Below are 22,860 nucleotides of genomic sequence, written 5' to 3'. Positions count from 1 at the left end.
CGAGGCGCCGCTCAGGCCTCGGCCAGCGGCGCCTCGGCGTCCGCCGCGTGCAGGGTCGCCACGCCGTGACCGCGCTCGGCCAGATACTGCAGCCACTTGCCGAGGAAGGTGTTCATCCGCATCCGGTGGCCGATGACCTCGGCCGGCGGTGGGAACATGCCGATCACGTCCTGCCAGCGTCGCCCGACATAACAGTGCGTGGCCTCCACCTGCCGCGCATCGCGGTACAGGCGCAGATAGGCTGAAGGGTCGGGCTCGCCGGTCACCGGATCGGTCAAGGCGTAGGACAGCCGCAGCTCGGCGGTATAGGGATGCTGGTCGAGCACGTCGAGCCGCACGTCCAATCCATCGCCGATCGACGACACGTAGGCGCCGACGGCGAGATCGCCCGGCTCGAACAGCCGGACCAGGCGCGTGTGGTTCTCGGCGTACAACCCCATCAGCCAGCCGAAACGGCCGATGCGGGGGATCCGGGGATTGCGCAACGTGACGTGGGACATGCCTCGATCCTACACGCGGGATCGGCGCGCGGGCAGCATTGACGGCGCCGCGCACGGGGCCTAACGTTCAGGGTTCGCGCTGCAGGTTCAGCCTGTCGGTCGCCCGCTCAGAACATCTCCCGGTTGAGGTTCAGTTCCTCCAGGATCCGGCTCGAGATCTCCTCGATCGACGTGTACGTGGTGCTCAGCACCGGGATCCGTTCCATCCTCAACATCGTCTCGGCCGCCGAGACCTCACGCTTGCAGGTCTCCATCTGTGCGTAGCGCGAGTTCGGCCGGCGCTCCTGGCGGATCTGGTGCAGTCGCTGCGGGTCGATGGTCAGCCCGAACAGCTTGCTGCGGTAGGGACGCAGGCGCGGCGGCAACCGGTCCGACTCCAGATCCTCCTCGGTCAGCGGGTAATTGGCCGCGCGCAGGCCGTAGTGCAGCGCCAGGTAGACGCAGGTCGGCGTCTTGCCCGCCCGCGACACGGCGACCAGGATCACGTCGGCCTCGTCGTAGTTGATCGCCATGCCGTCGTCGTGGGTCAGCGCGAAGTTCATCGCGTTGATGCGGCGGTGGTAGGTGTCGAAGTCGACCATGCCGTGGGCGCGGCCCACCCGCGATTCGCGCGCCACGCCCAGTTCCACCTCCATCGGCGAAATGAACGGCGCGAACACGTCCAGGATCAGGGCGCCGCTCTCGGCCAGCATGCCGTTCATCGTCGGATCCACGCAGGAGCTGACCACGATCGGGCGGGTGCCGTGCGCCTCCCCTGCCCGCTGGATCTCCGCGCACGCCTCGCGCGCCTTGTCGGCGGTATCGACGAACGGAATCCGGTCGGTCACGAACCGGAAGCCCACGAACTGGGTGAGCAGGCTGTGGCCGATGGTCTCGGCGGTGATACCGGTACCGTCCGAGACGTAGAACACCGGTCGGATCGGAGGCGTGGTGGTGTCGTCGGTCATGCATGCTCCGCGCTGGATGCGTCGGGGCTAAAATACCGGTATCCGCGACGCGCGTCCCCGTTTTTCCCGGGATGCCGGCCCGCCCGCCCATCATCCCCATGGAGAAGCCCCCTTGAGCGCCAACATCCTCTGGCTGCACGACTTGCGACTCGACGACCTGGCCCAGGTCGGTGGCAAGAACTCCTCGCTCGGCGAAATGATCGGCAATCTGGCGCAACTGGGCGTCTCCGTCCCCGGCGGCTACGCCACCACCGCGGATGCCTTCAAGGACTTCATCGCCCACAACGACCTGCACCAGCGCATCTTCGACCGCCTGGCGCCGCTGGACGTGGAGGACGTGCCCGCACTCACCGCAGCCGGCAAGGAGATCCGCGGCTGGGTGATCGACGCTCCGCTGCAGCCGGCGCTCGAGCAGGACATCCGCGAGGCCTACAAGACACTCTGCGCCGAGAACGCCGGCGACGGCGATGGCGGCGACATCGCGGTGGCGGTGCGCTCCTCGGCCACCGCCGAGGACCTGCCCGACGCCTCGTTCGCCGGCCAGCAGGAGACCTTCCTCAACGTCACCGGTGCCGACGACGTCGTGCACAAGGTCAAGGAAGTCTTCGCCAGCCTCTACAACGACCGCGCCATCGCCTACCGCGTGCACCACGGCTTCAAGCACGAGGACGTGTTCCTGTCGGCCGGCGTGCAGTTGATGGTCCGCTCCGATGTCGGCGCGGCCGGCGTGCTGTTCACCCTCGACACCGAATCCGGCTTCCGCGACGTCGTGTTCGTGACCGCCAGCTACGGCCTCGGCGAGAACGTGGTGCAGGGTGCGGTGAACCCCGACGAGTTCTACGTCTACAAGCCCACGCTGGAGAAGGGCAAGCCGGCGATCCTGCGCCGCTCGCTGGGCGCCAAGCAGATCCGCATGGTCTATTCCGACGCACCCGGCGAGCGCGTGCGCAACGAGGACGTGCCCGCCGACCTGCGCGGCAAGTTCTCGCTGTCCGACGAGGACGTGCACGAGCTCTCGCGCCAGGCGCTGACCATCGAGAAGCACTACAAGCGCCCGATGGACATCGAATGGGCGAAGGACGGCGTCAGCGGCAAGCTCTTCATCGTGCAGGCGCGTCCGGAGACGGTGAAGTCGCGCGGCCATGCCACCCAGATCGAGCGCTACGCGCTCGGCGAACGCGGCAAGGTCGTCACCGAAGGCCGCGCCATCGGCCAGAAGATCGGCAGCGGCGTGGCCCGCGTGGTGCGCTCGCTCGACGACATGAGCAAGGTCCAGCCCGGCGACGTGCTGGTGGCCGACATGACCGACCCGGACTGGGAGCCGGTGATGAAGCGCTCGGCGGCCATCGTCACCAACCGCGGCGGCCGCACCTGCCACGCCGCCATCATCGCCCGCGAGCTGGGCGTCCCGGCCGTGGTCGGCACCGGCAACGCGCTGGAGACCATCCAGGACGGCCAGCCCGTCACCGTGAGCTGCGCCGAGGGCGACACCGGCTACATCTACGAGGGCGAGTTGCCGTTCGAGCGCACCACCACCGATCTCGCCTCGATGCCCGAAGCGCCGCTGAAGATCATGATGAACGTCGCCAACCCGGAGCGCGCGTTCGACTTCGGCCTGCTGCCCAACGCCGGCATCGGCCTGGCGCGGCTGGAGATGATCATCGCCAGCCACATCGGCGTGCATCCCAAGGCCCTGCTGGAGTACGACAAGCAGGACGCCAAGACCAAGGCCGCGATCGACGCGCGCATGGCCGGCTACGCCGACCCGGTGTCGTTCTACGTCGACCGCCTGGCCGAGGGCATCGCCACCCTGACCGCCTCGGTCGCGCCGAACCCGGTGATCGTGCGCCTGTCGGACTTCAAGTCCAACGAGTACGCCAACCTCATCGGCGGGCAGAAGTACGAGCCCGAGGAAGAGAACCCGATGATCGGCTTCCGCGGCGCCAGCCGCTACGTCGACCCGTCGTTCGCCGAAGCCTTCGCGCTGGAATGCCGCGCAGTGCTCAAGGTCCGCAACGAGATGGGCCTGGACAACCTGTGGGTCATGATCCCGTTCGTGCGCACGCTCGACGAGGGCCGCAAGGTCATCGAGGTCCTCGCCGGCAACGGCCTGACCCAGGGCGAGGACGGCCTGAAGATCATCATGATGTGCGAGGTGCCTTCGAACGCGCTGCTGGCCGACGAGTTCCTCGACATCTTCGACGGCTTCTCGATCGGCTCCAACGACATGACCCAGCTCACCCTGGGCTTGGACCGCGATTCGAGCATCGTCGCCGGGCTGTTCGACGAGCGCGACCCGGCGGTCAAGAAGATGCTGTCGATGGCGATCCAGGCCGCCAAGGCCAAGGGCAAGTACGTCGGCATCTGCGGCCAGGGGCCGAGCGATCACCCCGACCTGGCCGAGTGGCTGATGGCCGAGGGCATCGAGTCGGTGTCGCTCAACCCCGACACCGTGGTCGACACCTGGCTGCGGCTGGCCAAGAAGAAGGCCGGCTGACGCACCGCGTCGGCGCACACGCGTAACGGCAACGGGCCGCCCCATCCAGGGCGGCCCGTTCGTTCATCGGGTTCCGGCGCCGTCAGCGCCTGGCGAAATCGCCCATGTGGCCGCGGTAATGGCGCAACTCGGCGATGGAGTCGTGCACATCGCTCAGCGCGGTGTGCGCCGCGTGCTTGCGTACGCCCTGGAACACCCCGGGCGCCCAGCGACGGGCCAGTTCCTTGACCGTACTCACGTCGAGATTCCGGTAATGGAAGTAACGCTCCAGCGCCGGCATCTGGCGGTGCAGGAAGCGCCGGTCCTGGCAGATCGAATTGCCGCACATGGGCGACGCCCGCTCGGGCACCCACTCGCTCAGGAAGTCGAGCGTCTTCGCTTCGGCCTCGGCCAACGACACGCCTTCTTCCAGCACGCGCCGCCACAGGCCCGAACGCCCGTGCTGGGTGCGGTTCCATTCGTCCATGCCTTCGAGCCGGTCCAGCGGTTGCGCGATGGCGAACGCGGGCCCTTCGGCGAGGATCTTGAGGTCAGCATCGGTGACCACCGTCGCGATCTCGAGGATCTCGTCGCGGTAGGTATCCAGGCCGGTCATTTCCAGGTCGATCCAGATCAGTCGGCCTTCGCCCGCGTGTTCCATCCTCACCTCGTGTTCGCGTCTTGATGCATGACGGCGCATCATAGCCCACCCCGGTCCGCCGCCCCGCCCTGTCCCATGCCCAACCCCGTCTCGCTCGGCCAGTACGCGATCCTGACCGCCATGCTCGCGCCGGCGTTCTTCCTCACCGCGACCGCCGGCCTGCTGACCTCGGCGAACGCGCGCCTGGCGCGCGTGATCGACCGCGCGCGCAACCTCATGCGCGAACTGGCCGACAACCAGGATCCGGAAGACCGCAAGATCATCGAGGCGCGCATCGCCCTGCAGCGCACGCGCAGCCGCCTGATCCTGCGCGCCAGCCAGTTGCTGTACGTGGCGATCAGCTGCTTCGTCGGCACCAGCCTCAGCGTCGCCGGCGATGCGTTCCTCGGCCATCTCCAGCATCTGCCCACCGTGCTCGCGGTCCTCGGCGTGCTGGCGATGCTGACGTCGAGCGTGCTGCTCGCGCGCGAGGCCTCGCTGGCGGTCGCCGCGGTGAACCACGAAATGGACGACGCGCACGCACGCGCCCATCGGCTGCGTCGGCCACCGGCCGAAGCGGCGGGCGGCTGACGCGAACGGCTGGACGTCGCCGCCGGCCCATCCACGCTCCCGCGGGGGTTTCCCCTGACGATCGGCGTCCGCGAGGCAGCGGCGCTCAGCCCGGCGCGTCGAGCGGCGCACGCCCGCGCTTGCGACGGAAGTAGTTCGTCAGCCGCAGCCCCGCTTCGGCGCCCAGCACGTCGCCGGTCACCTCCACCCGGTGGTTGTGGCGCGCATCGAGCAACAGATCGAACACGCTGCCGGCCGCACCGGTCTTCGGGTCGGCGGCGGCGTAGACCACGCGCGCCACGCGGGCGTGGACCGCGGCCATCGCGCACATCGCGCAGGGTTCGAGCGTGATGTAGAGCGTCGTGCCCAGCAGCCGGTGATTGCCCAACTGCTGCCCGGCCCGGCGCATCGCGACGATCTCGGCATGCGCCGACGGATCGTGATCGCCGATGTTGCGGTTCCAGCCCTCGCCCAGCACGGTGCCGTCGGCGGCCACCAGCAGCGCGCCCACCGGAATCTCGTCGAACTCGCGCTCGGCGCGATCGGCCAGCGCGAGCGCCCGGCGCATCCAGTGCACATCGCTGTCCGACGTACCGGGCGGCGGACCGGCGGGAGATGCGTCGTCTTGGGGAGGGGCGTCGTGCTGCATCGGCGCATTATCCCCCGCCCGTCGACGCACCGCTCAGCCGTCGACCGCCCAGAGCCGCGGAAGCGTCCGCGTGTCGTCGTCGCGCGGCGTCCCCTGCAGCGGATCCTGCGCGGGAACCGGTACCTGCCCGATGCGTCGGCGGAGCGCCGCATCGGGCGGCTGCGTGGCCAGGTCGTAGGCGTGCCCGGCCGGATAGGCGCCCACCACCAGGAAATCGGCCGACGCTTCCAGCCGGCAATGGCCGGTCCCGGCGGGCAGCGCCAGCACGTCGCCGGCCGACAGCGTCGCCTCGATGCCGTCAGGCCCGCCCAGCCGGAGGCGCGCCCACCCGCCCGCGATCCCGAGGACCTCGTGCGTCGACGCGTGGTAGTGGTGATAGTCGAAGACGCCGGCCCGCCATTCCGGCGGCCAGCCGCACGCGGCGAAGCGGCGCTCGAACGCGGAGGCCGTGCCCTCGCGGTCCGCGCCCTGCGCAGCGCCGCGGTAGACGATGACGGGCCGGGTGGCGGGTTCGGGACGCCACGCGCATGTCGCCAGCGACAGGAGTTCGATCTGCATACCGGGAGGTCGTTCGCGTCAGAGGCCCGCAGCGTCGCACGGCCGGGGTGAACGGGCCGCCGGAGCGGTGTGGGCCGTCATCGGCCGACGAGGCCCAACCGCAGGCTGCGCTGGATCGCCGCCGCCATGCGTTCGTCGACGCCCGCCTGGTCGGCGAACCGCATCCACTGCGTGACCTGCGCGTGGATCTCGTCGATCACCGCCCGCGCCCGCGGCGGCTTGAAGCCGCAGAACACGCCGAACGCGACCAGATCGTCGAGCTCGAAATGATCGCGCTTGCCGTTGAGGCTCATCTGGTGCTGGTGGGTCCAGCTGCCGTCCGGGTTGTAGGCGTAGCTCACGTCGAAGGCCGGCGACAGCCGCCACTCGCCCGCGCGGTTCATCAGGAAGGCGATGTTCTTGACGTGGTCGTCCTGGTTGCGGATCAACACGTTCAACACCGCACGGCGGAACTGCTGTTCGACATCCAGCGCCGGCAGACCCAGCCCACGAATGGTCTCCACCGCCTGCTCGTACGCGTACGCGCCGGCCGCATTGAAATCGAAATGCCGCATCGCCGCCAGCGACTGCATGTGCAACTTGCGGCCGCCGGCCGTGCGGTCGAAGCGACGGGTCATGAAGTGCGCCCGCCCCCCCTCGCGGTGGATGCGGCATTCGCTCATGTCGATCCCGGCGGCCACGGCCAGCAAGTGGAAGCCGTACTCCACCAAGCCGAGGCCCTGGGGATCGGCCAGTTCCTTGTCGCGATTGCCGGAAATGCCGTCGAACTTCAGCAGCCAGTACGAGAACCCCTCCCCCGCCTTGACCTGCCCGGAGCGGAACTCCCCGCTCTGCGGGTTCCAGGCCAGGATCGCCTTGGCGCGGGCGCCGCCGGCCGAGGTCCCCACGCGCAGGATGTCTTCCAGCGCTTCCTGGTCGTCCTCGCCGCCCAGCACCCCGCTCAGTTGCCCGCGGTGATCGAGCACGTCGTTGGCCAGGCGGGTGAGCGCATCGATGTCGACCGGGCGCGATCGCCCCGCCCCACCGGCCAGCATCGGATGGAACTCGAGCGCGCCCATGCCGCGGGTGCCGATGTAGCACAGCCGCTCGACCGGATTGAACGTACCGGCCGCCCGGCCCTGCGCCACCCGCCACGCATCGATCAGCGCATTGCCGAACTTGTCCGGCAACGCGTCGGCCAGCATGCCGGGCAGGCCCTTGAAAGCCTCCCGCGGCAGGCCCGGAAACTCGTAGGGCTCGGCACGCAGCGGCATCTCCACCGGCGCCAGCTGGATGCCGCTGTCGACGAACTCCGGCATGTACTGGAACGCCGCGACCCCGCGCTCGGCCAGCCAGCTCACCGCGCCGATATCGCGTCCCCAGAGCCGGACGGTCGCATCGGTCACGCGCCCGTCTCCCCGGCGTCGCCATCGCCGTCGTCACCCCAGGCCCAGTCCGTCGCCTTGGGCGGCGCCTGCGTTTCGCGCGCGCGGCGGCGCTCGCGGCCGCCGTGCCGGACCCGCTCGACCGGCCGCACGGCCGGATCCGGCAGGCTGTCCAGCAAGCGCCCGTCCAGGCCGAGCACCGCGAGCACCCGCAGCAACGTGTTCACCGAGGTGTTCTCGCCCGCCTCCAGGCGCTTGATGCTGCTGACCGACGCCCCCGCCTCACGGGCCAGATGCGCCTGGGTCAGGTTGCGGCCCAGGCGCAGGCCGGCGAGCCGAGCGCCGAGAGCGCGCTGGACGGCCTCCGTCGATGCCGTCGCGTTTTCGAGATAGCGGCTCATATCAGCACCCTTGAGCGCAAAATCGCACCTTGGGGATCATATAAGAGCTTATATGAAGCCATGTCAAGAGATCACTTATGATCTCTTATCAATTATTTTGCGCCCAAGGGCTCATATAAGACCCCTAAACGCTTGCCGGGACCAACGCCTCGTGCCGATGCGATCGAGCGCCCGCACCGCGTCGGCCGGCAACACCAGCTCGGCCGCAGCCACGCCAGCGCGGCCAGCATCGGCGTCGCATCGACCGAGTCGCTCCCTATCCGAGAGCGGACAGACGGCATGCCTGTCCGCTCTCATGCCGGCAGCGCGATCAGTGCGGCCGAACGCCGACAGGCGACTGGACGTGCCTCAAGGCGCTGCGCACAGGCAGCACGCCGTAAGCAACCGGCGCTTCGCGCACCCGGTTCGAACGTGGCGCGCCGCCATCGATGCGCTGGTGCTCCACCTGCAGCAGGATCTTCCGCACCTCGGCCGCGTGATCGAAGATCGCGTGGCCCATGACGGGCATCGTCTGCGTGGCGTGGTCCGCCATCTCGCCGACAGACACCACATCGCCATGCGCCGAGATCAGTTCGAGCAGCCGGTTGAGTGCGTCGATCTGGTCCAGCGTCACACCGAAGCGCAGTGTCGGCGCGTCCGCGGCGCTTGCATGCACGCGGCTGTCGTCGCCCGCGTCTGCATCGTCTTCTTCCGCGTCCTCGTCTTCATCCTCGTGCGCGTGGGCGGCGGAGCGCGCTGCGGACAGTTCGCGCGTGGCCGGATACGTCACCTCATCCAGGACCAGTTCCACCTGTTCGCCCAGCAACTCCAGGCAGACCGCCACCTCGCCGGCGCGGATGTCCGGGACGTACTCGTCGTCCTCGTTCGCCGTACGCGGCTGCGCCACACGCGACAGGAAATCCATGTGCTCGCGCAGCTTCTTCAGCCGGAACTGGCTGTCCTCGGGCAGGAAGTAGCCCACCGTGTCCTCATCATCCATTTCGAACTTCGACATCGTCGCCTCTCCTCCATTCCATGAAGTGCCCGTCCACGGCTGTGGACGGGAAGTCGGGAGGTTAGAAACCGCTCATAGCCGGCGGGCGTATTTCCCCGAAGGGTGTTGTATTAGCCGCCCTCCCGACGCAGGCATCGCGTCGGTCCATGCCTGCAAGTGTGCAGGCACAAAAAACCCACCAGATTGACGGAGGTGGGGACCGCTATGAGAGGAGTTTCTACGCTCCTTGGGATCGAGTCTGCTACGCGGCGCGCGGCGGCGTCAAGGTCAAGGGCGGCGTTATTGCGACATCGGGCTGTAGGAATTGTCCGCGGGGAATACGGGCCGACCTCCTTGAAGCCGACACGAATCGTTCATTTGACGGAAGTCAGACGCGGGACTCGGAAACCGCACTCCAACCCATGTTTTTGCTCCGCGAAATGCGGGTCAAGGCTGACCTGCCGCAGACCGAGCTGTCAGCTGCGCTGGATCGGCCTCAGTCATACGTGAGCGATGTTGAGCGCGGTGTAAGGCGGCTGGATCTGCTTCAGCTGCGTGAGTACTGCGCAGCCTGCAAGAAGGACCTCACCGGCTTCGTGCGGCGGTTCGAGAGGGACATCGGTCAAGCCTGATTCGTAGCCCACGGCTGACCTCTTCGGAATTTTTCTGTGAAGTTGAGTCGCATAGTCCGCCAGGGAGATGTCCGTTCCCGCCAGGAAGTGAATCCAGAACCGCTTTCCGACCGCAGCTTAGGCGGATGTAGCCCAGATAGACGACAATGCCTCTGCCTGTTGCAGCACTGTCCGCACGGCGGCGTCCTGCAGATCCGGCGGATAGCCATACCGGCGAAGAATCCGCTTTACTAGAACGCGCATCCGGGCTCTCGCTGACTCACGGTGCGCCCAATCAACCGACACGTTGTCGCGAAGGCTGGTGAGAAGTTCGTGCGCAATCACACGCAGCTGATCGTCTCCCATCGCTTCGACTGCACTGTTGTTCTCGGCCAACGCGTCGTAGAACGCGACCTCGTCCGGCGAAAGTCCCTGCTCCTCTCCGCGTTGCCGCGCTGCGCGAATGTCCTTTGCCAATCTGATCAATTCATGTAGCACTTCCGCCGTCGTGACCGCATTGGCGTGATAGCGCGCGATGGCGTCTTCTAGCCTCACGGTGAAAGCTCGCGTCTCGACCACGTTAGTGCGGGTACGTGAGCGAATGCTGTCGTTCAAAAGTTTGCGCAGAGCCTCCAATCCTAGATTCTTCTTCTCCATCTGCTGCACTTCAGCAAGAAACTCGTCCGACAGGATTGAGATATCCGGCGACTGGATTCCCGCAGCAGCGAGGATATCGACGATCTCAGTAGACACCACTGCACGACTGACGATCTGCTGTATTGCCAAGTCACGATCCTGCCGTGTAACACCAGCACTAGCGGATGTCTTGACCAGCGCAGCGCGGATCGCCTGGAAAAAGCCGACTTCTTCGCGAATACCGCGCGCCTCATCCGAACTCGCTGCCAGGGCGAAGGCCTTGGATAGTGCCAGCACACCGTCTGCAAAGCGCCGCCGAGCCTTATTTTTTGCATCCGGCGTCTTTTCTGCACTGGCCCACTGCTGCTGTTTTTCGAGAATCCACTCAATAGCTCCGGCCATTATGATCAGTCGATCGCTTGGCGCGCCGCCGAGACCGGTGCTGTAATCGAAGCCGTAGAACATGTCGCGAACGATCTCGTACTTCTCAAGCAGCACCGCCACAGCTTGGGACTCATCGATGCCGGTCTTGTCCTGATCGGGCTTAGAGTACTGCGCAAGTGCAGATTTGAGGTTCTGGGCAATGCCAATGTAATCCACGATCAAGCCGGCAGGCTTGTCGCGAAACACCCTGTTGACCCTCGCGATGGCCTGCATCAGACCGTGGCCTCGCATCGGCTTGTCGATGTACATCGTGTGCATGCTGGGCGCGTCGAACCCGGTCAGCCACATGTCGCGCACGATCACCAACTGCAGTGGATCCTTCGGGTCCCGCGCGCGCTTGCCCAACAGATCGCGGCGCGCCTTATTCCCCATGTGCTGTTGCCATTCCACGGGATCAGATGCTGCTCCTGTCATCACGATTTTGACGCTGCCTGCAGCGTCGTCGCTGCTGTGCCAAGCCGGTCGCAGTCTGACGATCTGATCATAGAGCGCCACGCAGATGCGCCGGCTCATGCACACCATCATCGCCTTGCCGTGAAGGGCCGCTATCCGGTCTTCGAAGTGCTGCACGAGATCAGAGGCTACAAGGCTGAGGCGCTTGTTACTGCCAACCAATGCCTCCACCGTGCTCCATTTCTGTTTGGCACGCTCCGCGCTCGATTCGTCCTCACCTTCGAGCAGTGCGTCGATCTCGCTGTCGATGCGCGGTTTCTCGTTCTCATTAAACTCAATGCGTGCCAGCCGCGATTCGTAATAGATCGGCACGGTTGCACCGTCTTCCACGGCGCGGCTGATGTCGTAGATGTCGATGTAATGCCCGAACACCGCCGGCGTGTTCACGTCTGTGGCTTCGATGGGCGTGCCAGTGAATCCAATGAAAGAAGCGTTGGGCAGCCCGTCGCGCAGGTGCTTCGCAAATCCGTACGCAATTTCGCCTGTTTTGCCGGCTATCTTGGCCTTGAATCCATACTGGCTGCGATGCGCTTCATCAGCGATCACTACCACGTTGGCGCGATCGGTCAGCGTTGGAAAATCGCTCGCATCCGACGCGGGGGAGAACTTCTGCAAGGTAGTGAAGATCACGCCACCGGAAGCCCGGTTGAGCAAGGCGCGCAGATGCGCCCGATCCTGCGCCTGCACCGGCGTCTGCCGCAGCAGGTCCTTGCACATGGCGAAGGTGGCGAAGAGCTGGTCGTCTAGGTCGTTGCGGTCGGTCAACACCACAAGCGTGGGATTGGCCATTCGCGGATCGAACACCAGCAGGCCAGCGTAGAAGGCCATCAGCAGGCTCTTGCCCGACCCCTGTGTGTGCCAGATCACCCCGGCCTTGTGGTCGCCAGCCGGCTGGTCCTTGACGCTGGGCAACCCATACCCGGCCGGGTCTTCGGCCTGCCAGTTCTTGCGGCTGGCCCGCAGTGTAGACGCCACAGCTTTCTTGACCGCATGGAACTGGTGGTAGCCGGCGATGATCTTGACCAGCCCGCCGCCGGTCTCGCCGAACACGGTGAAATGGCGCAACAGATCGAGGAAGCGGCCCTGCTCGAAAGCGCCCTCGATCAGCGTCGCCATCTCCGGCATGCCTTTGGGCTCGATCCGTGTGCCATCGGTGGTGCGCCAAGGCATGAAGCGCTCCTGATCCGCCGACAGCGAGCCCACCCGCGCCGATAGACCATCGGACGTGACCAGCAACGCATTGCTGCGGAACAGCGCCGGGACCTGCTGCTTATAGGTCTGCAACTGATTGAACGCGCTGGCCAACGTTGCGTTCTCCCCGCCAGGGGCCTTGAGCTCGATCACTGCCAGCGGCAGGCCGTTGACGAACACGACCACGTCCGGCCGCCTCTTGGACTGGTTCGCCACCACGGTGAACTGTTGTACCGCCAGCCAGTCGTTATTGGCGAGTTGCTCGAAGTCGATCAACCGTACCTTGCCCGCCGTCAGCGTGCCATCGTCCGCGTAGTACTCCACATCGGCGCCTTCGGTCAGAAGGCGATGGATGCGGCGGTTCTCCTCAAGCAGGTGGGGCAATTCCGATTGCGTCAGGCGGCGAACGGCATCGGCCTGCGCCTCGGGGGGCAGCAAAGGGTTCAGGCGCGCCACGGCGGCGGCCAGTCGCGCCTTCAGCACCACCTCATCGTAGGCGTCCCGCTCCGGATTTTTGCCGTCGGGGCCGATAACTTCATCCGAGGCGCAGGCATAGCCCAGCGAGGAGAGCTGCGTGAGCAGCGCGGATTCCAGCAGGGCTTCGGAGATAAAGGCCATCCGTCCGCTACCTCAGGGTTTCAAAGCCGCGTCGTACGATGTCGGCCATCAACTTGCGGCGCGCCATCAGGAAGTCAGGATAGGTCATCTGCTCCCACCCTTCGGGCAAGGCGTGTAGGTCGTGCATGCGCCGCCACTCGTCCGCGCTGAAACGCGCCTTGATCTTCGGCACATAGACCTGCGGCGGGTCATCGCTGATGTCGATGTTTTCTGGCCATTCCAACAAGGCGTAATTGGCCATCTGGTTGATTACCTTCAGATCCTCCTCACCCTGCTTCTTCAACCAACCGCGCGGGAACAGATGATGCCGCTCCAGCGCCTTCTTCCTGGTCTTCAATGCAGGATCCAGCAGGTCGCTCACCTTCTTGTGCGAAAACAGCACGGGCGCGCTCAGGCGGTTCTGTGCCGCCACATAGGCAAACAGCGCCGGATTGCGCGCCGATGAGCTGTTGAGGTCGGCAGGTAGCGTGGTTGTCCAGAAATCGCCGGTCAGCTGATTGCCGATCAACTCGTCAAGTACCGCGACGAAACGCGCCGCATCGTTGACGCCGCGCAAGCGGTTGAGATCGCCGTCCATCACCGATTCTGGCGAACTGGTGTAACGTCCGGTCAGGCTGGCGAAAAAAAACCAGCGACCGATGACCTTCTGCAACTGATGCTCTGGCACACGGCATTGGGTGCGGCCGATCAGGTACACCGCATAGGCATACAGCAACGCATTCCGCGACGAGATCATCTCTCCGCTGCGATAGCCTGCGCCCACCAATGCACTGAGGAACTGGTGCCAACATGTCAGGTCCAGTGCTTTGGCCTGCGCCTCCCGTAACACATTGAACTGGGCATCGCGATGCTCGGCTGAGAACTGGCCTGTTTCCAGGTCCTTGCCGCGCAGCACTTGGTACACGCTCTGCAGCCGCCCACGGGAGAACCCCAGCGCCACAGATACCCGTAACATCTGATCGGGATCTGGCTCGATGAAGTGGTTAAAGGGAGAGGCCTGCCCACCGGCGGCCGGGGGCTGCCGCGAGCGCCGGCAAAACTGTTCCAGTTCCGCCCTGCCCTGATCCCAGAACACCGACAGCAGGGTCAGCAGGAAGTCCGCCTGGTTGAGTTTCACGCCTTCGCTGTTGATCCGCACGAAGATGTCAGCCACCTGCTCCTCGTCCACGGTCGCTGCAATTTCCAGTGCCGTGAACGGGTACTTCTGCAAGTCGAACAGCCGGTCGAGGTTGTGGCTGATGTGCTCTTCTTCGTCGTCGCTCAGTGCGGCCTTGGCTCCCAGCGTCTTGAGGAAGCCCTTTACCATCTTGAAGCTGGAATTGCCCGAAGCCCACAACTCGGAGATGTTGGGGATCCACTCCGGGTCGCGCTTGATCGCTGCATCAGCCACCTCGAAAGCACCGGTGCGCGGGCAGAACGCAATCTCGATCTTGCGTTCGCGATAGTCCTCGTCCAGCACCCGCTTGCCGCGAAACACTGCGTACAGCGAGGTCAGACGCTGCTGGCCGTCCACGATCAAGCGCGAAGGCGCGCTGTGGGCCTTCGCCCCCACGCCGATCTGCTTCACGCCATTGGTCTGGGCGTTCTCCCAGAACAGGAAGTAGCCCACCGGGAAGCCGCGATACATCGAGTCGAACAAGTCGCGCACCTTCGCGTTGGACCAGACGAAGGGCCGCTGGATGTCCGGCAGCCCGACATCGCCGATATCGAGATAATGCAGCAGGTTGGACAGGTCATAGTCCACGCGCTTGAAGCAGGTCTTCATGTCGCTCATGCAGCGCGCTCCTCGATGAATCGCTCGGCATCGGCGATGCGCAGCTCGCCGGTGATCAGTTTGGGCAGGAGGGTATCGCGGAGCTGGACGAGGGTGCGGGATTCGTGAATGCTGGCGATGATTTGTTCAATCCACGGGCCCACAATCTTGTTGAAAGCCTCTGCGACGGGTGCAGGCGGAAGTGCAAACTCGTAACGGGCCATCTCAGACCAACTTGTTCGAGGCATCCTTGTCCCAGTCGATCCAGCATTTGTGTACTCGACGAACTTCTTACTCGATAAATGGCCGAGTACGAATCCAAACCAGCGTGCATCTTTAGCGTCAATAACCAAAATATCTGTCGAGCAGACGCCATCAATCGCGGCGACGCCAACCTTGTGAAAGTATGGACGAAGCTTTCCGAAAAGGACCTCTCCCTTTCTGAACTCGAACTTGTTGCTTTCGAGGTCGTTAGCGTCACCCCAATCGGATAGTGCAATGCACTGCCTCGGCATGTGCTCAAGCGCAATGTAGGGAGTATCCGCTTTAATTTTGTTTGGTTGAACGCTTCGACGCGGATGCGACGCGACATCGCTGAGCGTTCCTGTTCGCCACCCCTCCGGGTTGCCTTCGTCGTCGACGCGGTCGGGGAAGAGGTACCAGAGGTCGGTGGGCAGGTAGGATTCGAGGCCTTCGATCTTGGCGCGGACGGGGCCGAAGTCGACGAACCAGTCCTTGAACAGGGCGGACACCATGGCCTCAAGGGTCTGGTTGCGGCGGCGGTTAAGTTCGATCCTGTCGTCGAGCGCGTTGAGCGTCTCGACAATCTTATGCTGCTGGGCCGTTGGTGCCGGTGCAGGAAAAGCAAGGAAATCCTCCCGCGCGAGCCCAAGATTGGTGGTGCCGGTTGCATGAGAGCGGCAGTACGCTCGGTAATGGGGAGTGCGAAGGAGCCAGTAGAGGTAGTCCAAAGGAGCGTCCGCGGACTTGGGGGCAAGCTTCACTGTGTCTTGCGTCAGACGGCCGGGGGCATGTTCCGGTGGAAGTCTGGCAACAGCACCCAGAAGATCGGCGGATTGCGTCACGTCCTTCAATGACAAATAAAGCTCGCCAGCGCGAACAAGCAGTTTTCCCTGTGAGTCTCCGCCGTAAGTCTTAAGCGAGTCTGATCGAAACCCACCGTTCCTTTTGATGGTGGCCAGTCCAAGAAGAACTGGCCCCGGGCTTCCCAGTAGCGAGCTCTTGTACGTTGTCCCCCGCTGTAGGGTGAAGTAATCGCCCAAAGTTCGATTATTGACTTCAGCCGCCATACCCAAGCTCCCTCAGGTTGGCTTCAATCGTCGCATCCAGTCTCGCCGCTTGATGCTGCTGCTCGCGCCACTGGGTGTTGAGGCGCTGCAGCTTGTCGGAGAAGGTTTCGCCGTCAGCCTCGGGGGCCTCGGTGCCAACATAGCGGCCGGGCGTGAGCACATAACCATGCTTGCGGATTTCTTCGAGGGTGGCGCTTTTACAGAAGCCGGGGATGTCTGCGTACTTCCCAGCCTTCTTCTCGCCGCGCCAGGCATGGTAGGCATCGGCGATCTTCTGGATATCGGCATCTGTCAGTTCGCGCCGCGTGCGATCCACCAACGTGCCCATATTGCGGGCGTCGATGAACAGCAATTCGCCTCGGCGGTCACGCAGGGTTTCATTGCCGCGCTTGCCATTGGATTTGTCGCGCGCCAGGAACCATACGCAAGCGGGAATCTGGGTGGAGTAGAACAACTGCCCGGGCAGCGCCACCATACAGTCCACCGCGTCGGCCTCGACCATGGCCTTGCGGATCTCGCCTTCTCCGCTCTGGTTGGCGCTCATCGAGCCGTTGGCCAGCACAACGCCGGCTGTGCCGAAGGGTGCCAGATGCCAGTGAATGTGCTGCAGCCAAGCGTAGTTGGCGTTGCTTACGGGCGGCGCGCCGAATACCCAGCGCGGGTCTTCACGTAAGCGGTCGCCACCCCAATCGGAGATGTTGAAAGGCGGGTTGGCCAGGATATGGTCGAAGCGCAGGTCGCGCAGTTCGTCCTTGTGGAAGCTGCCCTCGTTGTTCCAACGGATGTCGCTGTCTATGCCGCGCACAGCGAGGTTCATCTTGGCCAGGCGCCAAGTGGTGTAGTTGCTTTCTTGGCCGTAGATGGCGATGTCGCCAATGCGTCCACCATGCTGCAGCACGAACTTTTCGCTCTGCACGAACATTCCGCCGCTTCCGCAGCAGGGGTCGTAGATGCGGCCTGAGTAGGGCTCGATCATTTGTACCAGTACCTGCACCACCGAACGCGGGGTGTAGAACTCGCCACCGCGCTTGCCTTCGGCGCCGGCGAATTGACTGAGGAAATACTCGTAAACGCGGCCCAGTACATCCTTTGACTTGTCGCCGGCTTCGTTCATGGCGATACCGGAGATCAAATCGATCAGCTCGCCCAGCATTACCTTGTTGAGCGCGGGGCGGGCGTAGTCCTTGGGCAGCACGCCTTTGAGCGAATCGTTGTCCTTCTCGATGGCGCGCATGGCGTCGTCGATCAGGGTGCCAATTTCGGGGCGCTTTGCATTGGCCTTCAGGTGCGACCAGCGCGCGCCTTTCGGCACCCAGAACACGTTGTCGGCGAGGTACTCGTCCTTGTCCTCGGCGGCTTTCGGGTCCTCAGCCAAAAGTTCTGCGTGGCGGGCCTCGAAGGCATCGGAGATGTACTTGAGAAAGATCAGGCCCAGGACGACATGCTTGTAGTCGCTGGGCTCCATGTTGCCCCGAAGCTTGTCCGCAGTTTTGAAGAGCTCGGCTTCAAACCCGAGTTGGCCAGCACTGCGGCCAGAATCATTTGCCACCGCCTTTTTCTTGACCTTCGCCGGTGCAGCCATGACTCGACGCCCCGCTCCGTCCCCACCTGCCGGCTTCGACAACTGGACGGATTGCACAAGAGCCACCGAGCCTCCGCGACCACGGCCGGGAACGACCTTACCTCCCTCGATCAGCTGCAGCTTGATGCGCTGATAGGTGCTATCGGCCCAGCCCAACTGATTGCGCAAACTGCCATTGCCTGCGGAGCCTCCCAGTTCCTGAAGGCCTGCGATGAACTTTGCTGCTAGTGACTCCGACGACATCGCGTTTAACCCCAACAAGACAATCAAGATTGGGATTGTCGCCGAGGAAGGGACGTCGGCGCACTTCCAGCGCGCCGCTCCCAGTCAAGCGCATCCAAAAGACTATGGGTTGCTGCGTTCGCGCCCGCAACGGCGCCAAAAAAAGCCCGCACTCTGGCGGGCTTGCTTGTTTGAGCGATCAGCGCGCGGGAGACCAACTCACTCCCACTCAATCGTAGCCGGCGGCTTCCCACTGATGTCGTACACCACCCGCGACACCCCACGCACCTCGTTGATGATCCGGTTCGAAACGCGGCCGAGGAAGTCGTACGGCAGGTGCGCCCAGTGGGCGGTCATGAAGTCGATGGTCTCCACGGCGCGCAGCGAGATCACCCATTCGTAGGCGCGGGCGTCGCCGACGACGCCGACGGACTTGACCGGCAGGAACACGGCGAAGGCCTGGCTGGTCTGGTCGTAGAGGTCGGCCTTGCGCAGTTCCTCGATGAAGATGTGGTCGGCCTTGGCCAGGATCTCGGCGTACTCGGCCTTGACCTCGCCGAGGATGCGCACGCCCAGGCCCGGGCCCGGGAACGGGTGGCGGTAGACCATCTCGCGCGGCAGGCCGAGTTCCACGCCGAGGCGCCGCACTTCGTCCTTGAACAGCTCGCGCAGCGGTTCGACCAGGCCCATCTTCATGTGCTCGGGCAGGCCGCCGACGTTGTGGTGGCTCTTGATGACATGGGCCTTGCCGGTCTTGCTGCCGGCCGACTCGATGACGTCGGGGTAGATGGTGCCCTGCGCCAGCCACTTGGCATTGGTGAGCTTGTTGGACTCTTCGTCGAAGATCTCGACGAAGAGGTTGCCGATGATCTTGCGCTTGGCTTCCGGGTCGCTGACGCCGGCGAGCGCGCTGAAGTAGCGCTCGCGCGCGTCGACGCGGATCACCCGCACGCCGAGGCCGTGCGCGCTGGAGGCGTCGGCGAAGGTCGCCATGACCTGGTCGCCCTCCCCCAGCCGCAGCAGGCCGGTGTCGACGAAGACGCAGGTCAGCTGCGGGCCGATGGCCTTGTGCAGCAGCGCGGCGACGACGGAGGAATCCACGCCGCCGGACAGGCCGAGGATCACTTCGTCATTGCCCACCTGCTCGCGCACGCGGGCGATCTGGTCGTCGATGATGTTGGCCGCGGTCCACAGCGTGGCGCAGCCGCAGATGTCGACGATGAAGCGCCGCAGCAGCGCCTGGCCCTGCTTGGTGTGGGTGACTTCGGGGTGGAACTGCACGCCGTACCAGCGCTTGGCCTCGTTGGCGAACGCGGCCACCGGCACGCGGTCGGTGCTGGCGGTGACGGTGAACTCGGGCGGCGCGGCGCTGACGTGGTCGCCGTGGCTCATCCACACGTCGAGACGCTGCGCATCGGCGTGGTCGCTCAGGCCTTCGAACAGGCGGTCCCGGGCGACGATGGCGACTTCGGCATGGCCGTATTCGCGCGCGTCGGCGGCCTCGGTCTCGCCGCCCAGCTGCTTGGCCATGGTCTGCATGCCGTAGCAGATGCCCAGCAGCGGCAGGTCGCTGTCGAACACTTCTTGCGGGGCGCGCGGCGAGCCGTGTTCGGTGGTCGATTCCGGGCCGCCCGACAGGATGATCCCCTTGGGCGCGAACGCGGCGATCTCGGCTGGATCGTGGTCCCAGGCCCAGATTTCGCAGTAGACGCCCAGCTCGCGGATGCGGCGGGCGATCAGCTGCGTGTACTGCGCGCCGAAATCGAGGATGAGGATCTTGTCGCTGTGCAGATCGGTCATTGCGGCGCGGGCTCTGGAGGTGCGGGTGTGGAGGTGGACGGCGCGCTGTCGGGCCCGCCGAAGGTGCAGGCCTGACGCTCGGCGTCCCAGCGGCCGCCGTTGCCGGTGCAGGAATCGACGAGCTGGTGCCCGCGGTACCACTGCAGGCCCATCAGCACGACGACGATCGCCGCCAGGATGCCCATGCCGAGGCCGAGACGGCGGCGGCGCATGGGCGGGCGTGCGGACGGCGCGGCGTCGGCGCCGGTCTTGCGGGCACGGCGCACGTCAGCCCATCCGGTAGTTCGGCGGTTCCTTGGTGATCTGCACGTCGTGGACATGGCTTTCGCGCTGTCCGGCGCCGGTGATCTTCACGAAGGACGGCCGGGTGCGCATGTCGTCGATGGTCGCGCAGCCCACGTAGCCCATGGTGGCGCGCAGGCCGCCGGCCAGCTGGTGGACCACGCCCGACAGCGGGCCGCGGTACGGCACGCGGCCTTCGATGCCTTCGGGGACCAGCTTGTCGGCATCGGCCGAATCCTGGAAGTAGCGGTCCTTGGAGCCCTTCTCCATCGCGCCCAGCGAGCCCATGCCGCGGTAGCTCTTGTAGCTGCGACCCTGGAACAGTTCGGTCTCGCCCGGGGATTCCTCGGTGCCGGCGAACAGGCCGCCGATCATCACCGTGGAGGCACCGGCGGCGATCGCCTTGCCGATGTCGCCGGAGAAGCGGATGCCACCGTCGGCGATCAGCGGGATGCGGTCCTGCAGGGCCTCGGCCACCATCGACACCGCGGTCACCTGCGGCACGCCGACACCGGCGACCATGCGCGTGGTACAGATCGAACCCGGGCCCACGCCGACCTTGACCGCATCGGCGCCGGCGTCCATCAGCGCGAGCGCGGCGTCGCCGGTGACGATGTTGCCGCCGACCACCTGCACCCGCGGGAAGGTCTTCTTGACCCAGGTCACGCGGTCGATCACGCCCTGGGCGTGCCCGTGCGCGGTATCGACGATCACCACGTCGACGCCGGCGGCCACCAGGGCCTCCACGCGCGCTTCGGTGTCGCCGCCCACGCCCACGGCCGCGCCGACGAGCAGCTGCTCTTCCGCGTCCTTGGCCGCGTTGGGGTTGTCGCGCGCCTTCTGGATGTCCTTGACGGTGATCAGGCCGCGCAGCTCGAAGCCGTCGTTGACCACCAGCACCTTCTCGATGCGGTGCTTGTGCAGCAGGCCGAGCACTTCGTCGTCGGTGGCGCCCTCGCGCACGGTGACCAGGCGCTCCTTGCGGGTCATGACGTTGCGCACCGGGTCGTCGTGGCGGGTCTCGAAGCGCATGTCGCGCCCGGTGACGATGCCGACCAGCTGGCCGCCCTCCACCACCGGCACGCCGGAGATGTTGCGCGCACGGGTGAGCTTGAGCACTTCGCCGATGGTGGTGTCCGGGCCGACGGTGAACGGCTCGCGGATCACCCCGGCCTCGAAATTCTTCACCCGGGCCACTTCCGCGGCCTGACGGTCGAGGGTCATGTTCTTGTGGACGATGCCGATGCCGCCGAGCTGGGCCATGGCGATGGCCAGGCGCGCCTCGGTCACGGTGTCCATCGCCGCGGAGACGATGGGCATGTTCAGGCGCAGGTCGCGGGTCAGGCGGGTGGCGAGCGAAACGTCCTTGGGCAGGATGTTCGAATGCGCCGGGACGAGGGAGACATCGTCGTAGGTGAGTGCTTCGACCTGGATACGCAGCATGGCGCGGACCGGAGGGGGAGAAGCGCGCCATTGTAGCGTGCCGGGGGCTTCGGCCGCTACGTGATCGCTGGAACGCCGCGGTGCGGCGGTGGTGTCGGCCGCGGCCTTCAGCGGGCGCGATCCGCGGCCTCGGCCGCCTCCAGCGTGTTCTGCATCAGGGTGGCGACGGTCATCGGCCCGACCCCGCCCGGCACCGGCGTGATCCAGCTGGCCCGCTGCGCCGCGGCGGCGAAGCCCACGTCGCCCACCAGCCGGCCGTCGTCGGTGCGGTTGATGCCGACGTCGATGACCACGGCGCCCGGCTTGACCCACTCGCCGGGCACGATGCCCGGGCGGCCCACCGCGACCACGAGGATGTCCGCCTCGCCGACGCGCTGCTGCAGGATGTCGGGCGGCGTGAACCGGTGGCAGGTGGTCACCGTGCAGCCGGCGATCATCAGCTCCAGTGCCATCGGCCGGCCGACGTGGTTGGACACGCCGACGATGGTGGCGTTCTGCCCGCGCACCGGGCGGTCGGTGTACGCCAGCAGCGTGGTGATGCCGCGCGGCGTGCACGGCCGCAGGCCGAACTGGCGCAGCACCAGGCGGCCGACGTTCTCGGGGTGGAAGCCGTCGACGTCCTTGCGCGGATCGATGCGCTGGATGAGCCGGTTGGCATCGGGAATGCCCGGCAGCGGCAGCTGGATCAGGATGCCGTCGACCTCGGGATCGGCATTGAGCCGGTCGATCAGGGTTTCGAGTTCGGCTTCGCCGGTGTCGGCGGGCAGATCGATGTCGATCGCGCGGATGCCGACCTTCTCCGCCGCCCGGCGCTTGTTGCGCACGTACGACTGCGACGCCGGATCGCCGCCGACCAGCACCACCGCCAGCCCGGGCCGGTTGCCGCCGGCCGCGACCCGCGCGTCGACCCGCAGGCGCAGTTCGTCGAGCAGGGAATCGGCGATGCGGCGGCCGTCGAGGATGCGGGCCGAAGGATCGGAATCGGGCGTCATGGGCACTGTGGTGGATCGCGGCGCGCTATTGTCGCCGAAGCCGGGGCGGGTTTGCAGGCGCGGCGTGGGCGGGCCAAGCTGGACGCTTCTTCCCCCCGATCGACACGCCCCATGACCGACCCCACACCGGACACCCAGACCGCGCTCGAGGCCGCCGCGTTTCGGCGCCTGCTGCAGCACCTCAATGAGCGCCGGCCCGATGTGCAGAACATCGACCTGATGATCCTGGCCGGCTTCTGCCGCAACTGCCTGGCCGACTGGTACCGCGAGGCCGCCGCCGAGCACGACATCGCCATGGACAAGGACGCCGCCCGCGAGCGGATCTACGGCATGCCGTTCGCCGAGTGGAAGGCGCAGCACCAGCGCGAGGCCACGCCCGAGCAGGTCGCCGCGTTCGAGGCCGCGCAACGCGCGCACCCGCGCTGATGGGTTGATGGGCTGATGG

General features: G+C 65.7%; 20 protein-coding genes. 4 read left to right on the top strand and 16 right to left on the bottom strand.

Annotated elements, in window-relative coordinates:
• Positions 1 to 11: 11 nt before the first annotated feature.
• Together RG19_RS06675 and ppsR are read right to left on the bottom strand one after the other, a co-directional pair.
• Complete coding sequence (locus RG19_RS06675) at positions 12 to 500, bottom strand: DUF1249 domain-containing protein (RefSeq protein WP_058834599.1); 489 nt, start codon at positions 498 to 500, stop codon at positions 12 to 14.
• Positions 501 to 607: 107 nt separating this feature from the next.
• Complete coding sequence (gene ppsR / locus RG19_RS06670; RefSeq protein WP_058834598.1) at positions 608 to 1,447, bottom strand: posphoenolpyruvate synthetase regulatory kinase/phosphorylase PpsR; 840 nt, start codon at positions 1,445 to 1,447, stop codon at positions 608 to 610.
• Positions 1,448 to 1,559: 112 nt separating this feature from the next.
• On the opposite strand from ppsR, the gene ppsA reads away from it, so the two are divergent.
• Complete coding sequence (ppsA, locus tag RG19_RS06665) at positions 1,560 to 3,944, top strand: phosphoenolpyruvate synthase (RefSeq protein WP_058834597.1); 2,385 nt, start codon at positions 1,560 to 1,562, stop codon at positions 3,942 to 3,944.
• Between the two features lie 82 nt (positions 3,945 to 4,026).
• On the opposite strand, the gene orn is transcribed toward ppsA, so the two are convergent.
• Positions 4,027 to 4,584 (bottom strand): oligoribonuclease, encoded by a 558-nt coding sequence (gene orn, locus RG19_RS06660; protein ID WP_058834596.1) that lies wholly within the window; start codon positions 4,582 to 4,584, stop codon positions 4,027 to 4,029.
• 75 nt (positions 4,585 to 4,659) lie between these two features.
• Here orn and RG19_RS06655 point away from each other — a divergent pair, with 75 nt between their 5' ends.
• The gene (locus RG19_RS06655; protein WP_058834595.1) at positions 4,660 to 5,154 is read left to right on the top strand and encodes a DUF2721 domain-containing protein; all 495 of its coding nucleotides are present in this window, start codon (positions 4,660 to 4,662) and stop codon (positions 5,152 to 5,154) included.
• 85 nt (positions 5,155 to 5,239) lie between these two features.
• On the opposite strand, the gene tadA is transcribed toward RG19_RS06655, so the two are convergent.
• From tadA to RG19_RS06630, 5 genes are all read right to left on the bottom strand, one after another.
• Positions 5,240 to 5,782 (bottom strand): tRNA adenosine(34) deaminase TadA, encoded by a 543-nt coding sequence (gene tadA, locus RG19_RS06650; RefSeq protein WP_082672528.1) that lies wholly within the window; start codon positions 5,780 to 5,782, stop codon positions 5,240 to 5,242.
• 33 nt (positions 5,783 to 5,815) lie between these two features.
• Entirely contained in the window at positions 5,816 to 6,340 is a 525-nt protein-coding gene (locus RG19_RS06645) for a hypothetical protein (RefSeq protein WP_058834594.1), read from the bottom strand.
• 77 nt (positions 6,341 to 6,417) lie between these two features.
• Entirely contained in the window at positions 6,418 to 7,725 is a 1,308-nt protein-coding gene (locus RG19_RS06640) for a type II toxin-antitoxin system HipA family toxin (protein WP_058834593.1), read from the bottom strand.
• Entirely contained in the window at positions 7,722 to 8,105 is a 384-nt protein-coding gene (locus RG19_RS06635) for a helix-turn-helix domain-containing protein (RefSeq protein WP_058834592.1), read from the bottom strand. Before RG19_RS06635 ends, RG19_RS06640 begins: the two co-directional genes overlap by 4 nt.
• A 310-nt stretch (positions 8,106 to 8,415) precedes the next feature.
• Positions 8,416 to 9,099, bottom strand: a complete 684-nt coding sequence (locus RG19_RS06630; RefSeq protein ID WP_058834591.1) for an XAC0095 family protein — start codon at positions 9,097 to 9,099, stop codon at positions 8,416 to 8,418.
• A 401-nt stretch (positions 9,100 to 9,500) separates the two neighbouring features.
• Here RG19_RS06630 and RG19_RS06625 point away from each other — a divergent pair, with 401 nt between their 5' ends.
• Positions 9,501 to 9,710, top strand: a complete 210-nt coding sequence (locus tag RG19_RS06625; protein ID WP_058834590.1) for a helix-turn-helix domain-containing protein — start codon at positions 9,501 to 9,503, stop codon at positions 9,708 to 9,710.
• 117 nt (positions 9,711 to 9,827) lie between these two features.
• Here RG19_RS06625 and RG19_RS06620 read toward each other — a convergent pair whose 3' ends face one another.
• The 8 genes from RG19_RS06620 to folD form a co-directional block, all read right to left on the bottom strand.
• The gene (locus RG19_RS06620; RefSeq protein ID WP_058834589.1) at positions 9,828 to 13,031 is read right to left on the bottom strand and encodes a type I restriction endonuclease subunit R; all 3,204 of its coding nucleotides are present in this window, start codon (positions 13,029 to 13,031) and stop codon (positions 9,828 to 9,830) included.
• A 7-nt stretch (positions 13,032 to 13,038) separates the two neighbouring features.
• Positions 13,039 to 14,805 (bottom strand): GmrSD restriction endonuclease domain-containing protein, encoded by a 1,767-nt coding sequence (locus tag RG19_RS06615; RefSeq protein ID WP_058834588.1) that lies wholly within the window; start codon positions 14,803 to 14,805, stop codon positions 13,039 to 13,041.
• On the bottom strand, positions 14,802 to 16,094 hold the full coding sequence (locus tag RG19_RS17195; protein WP_082672527.1) for a restriction endonuclease subunit S: 1,293 nt from the start codon (positions 16,092 to 16,094) through the stop codon (positions 14,802 to 14,804). Before RG19_RS17195 ends, RG19_RS06615 begins: the two co-directional genes overlap by 4 nt.
• The gene (locus tag RG19_RS06605; protein WP_058834586.1) at positions 16,084 to 17,676 is read right to left on the bottom strand and encodes a class I SAM-dependent DNA methyltransferase; all 1,593 of its coding nucleotides are present in this window, start codon (positions 17,674 to 17,676) and stop codon (positions 16,084 to 16,086) included. The genes RG19_RS17195 and RG19_RS06605 overlap by 11 nt, the downstream gene beginning before the upstream one ends.
• Before the next feature lie 441 nt (positions 17,677 to 18,117).
• Complete coding sequence (guaA, locus tag RG19_RS06600; RefSeq protein ID WP_058834585.1) at positions 18,118 to 19,698, bottom strand: glutamine-hydrolyzing GMP synthase; 1,581 nt, start codon at positions 19,696 to 19,698, stop codon at positions 18,118 to 18,120.
• Entirely contained in the window at positions 19,695 to 19,964 is a 270-nt protein-coding gene (locus RG19_RS06595) for a hypothetical protein (protein WP_058834584.1), read from the bottom strand. Before RG19_RS06595 ends, guaA begins: the two co-directional genes overlap by 4 nt.
• Position 19,965: 1 nt before the next feature.
• Positions 19,966 to 21,423 carry an IMP dehydrogenase gene (gene guaB / locus RG19_RS06590; protein WP_058834583.1) on the bottom strand — a complete coding sequence of 486 codons (1,458 nt, stop codon included), beginning with the start codon at positions 21,421 to 21,423 and terminating at the stop codon, positions 19,966 to 19,968.
• A 107-nt stretch (positions 21,424 to 21,530) separates the two neighbouring features.
• Positions 21,531 to 22,415 carry a bifunctional methylenetetrahydrofolate dehydrogenase/methenyltetrahydrofolate cyclohydrolase FolD gene (gene folD, locus RG19_RS06585; RefSeq protein WP_058834582.1) on the bottom strand — a complete coding sequence of 295 codons (885 nt, stop codon included), beginning with the start codon at positions 22,413 to 22,415 and terminating at the stop codon, positions 21,531 to 21,533.
• 111 nt (positions 22,416 to 22,526) lie between these two features.
• Between folD and RG19_RS06580 the strand changes: the two genes are divergently transcribed.
• Positions 22,527 to 22,841, top strand: coding sequence for a DUF1244 domain-containing protein (locus RG19_RS06580; RefSeq protein WP_058834581.1), 315 nt, complete (start codon positions 22,527 to 22,529; stop codon positions 22,839 to 22,841).
• Positions 22,842 to 22,860: the final 19 nt, after the last annotated feature.

The organism is Luteimonas abyssi, assembly GCF_001482195.1.
Lineage (GTDB): Bacteria > Pseudomonadota > Gammaproteobacteria > Xanthomonadales > Xanthomonadaceae > Luteimonas > Luteimonas abyssi.
Note: the sequence above shows the minus strand (reverse complement) of the source record. Positions and strands in the feature narration are given on the sequence as shown.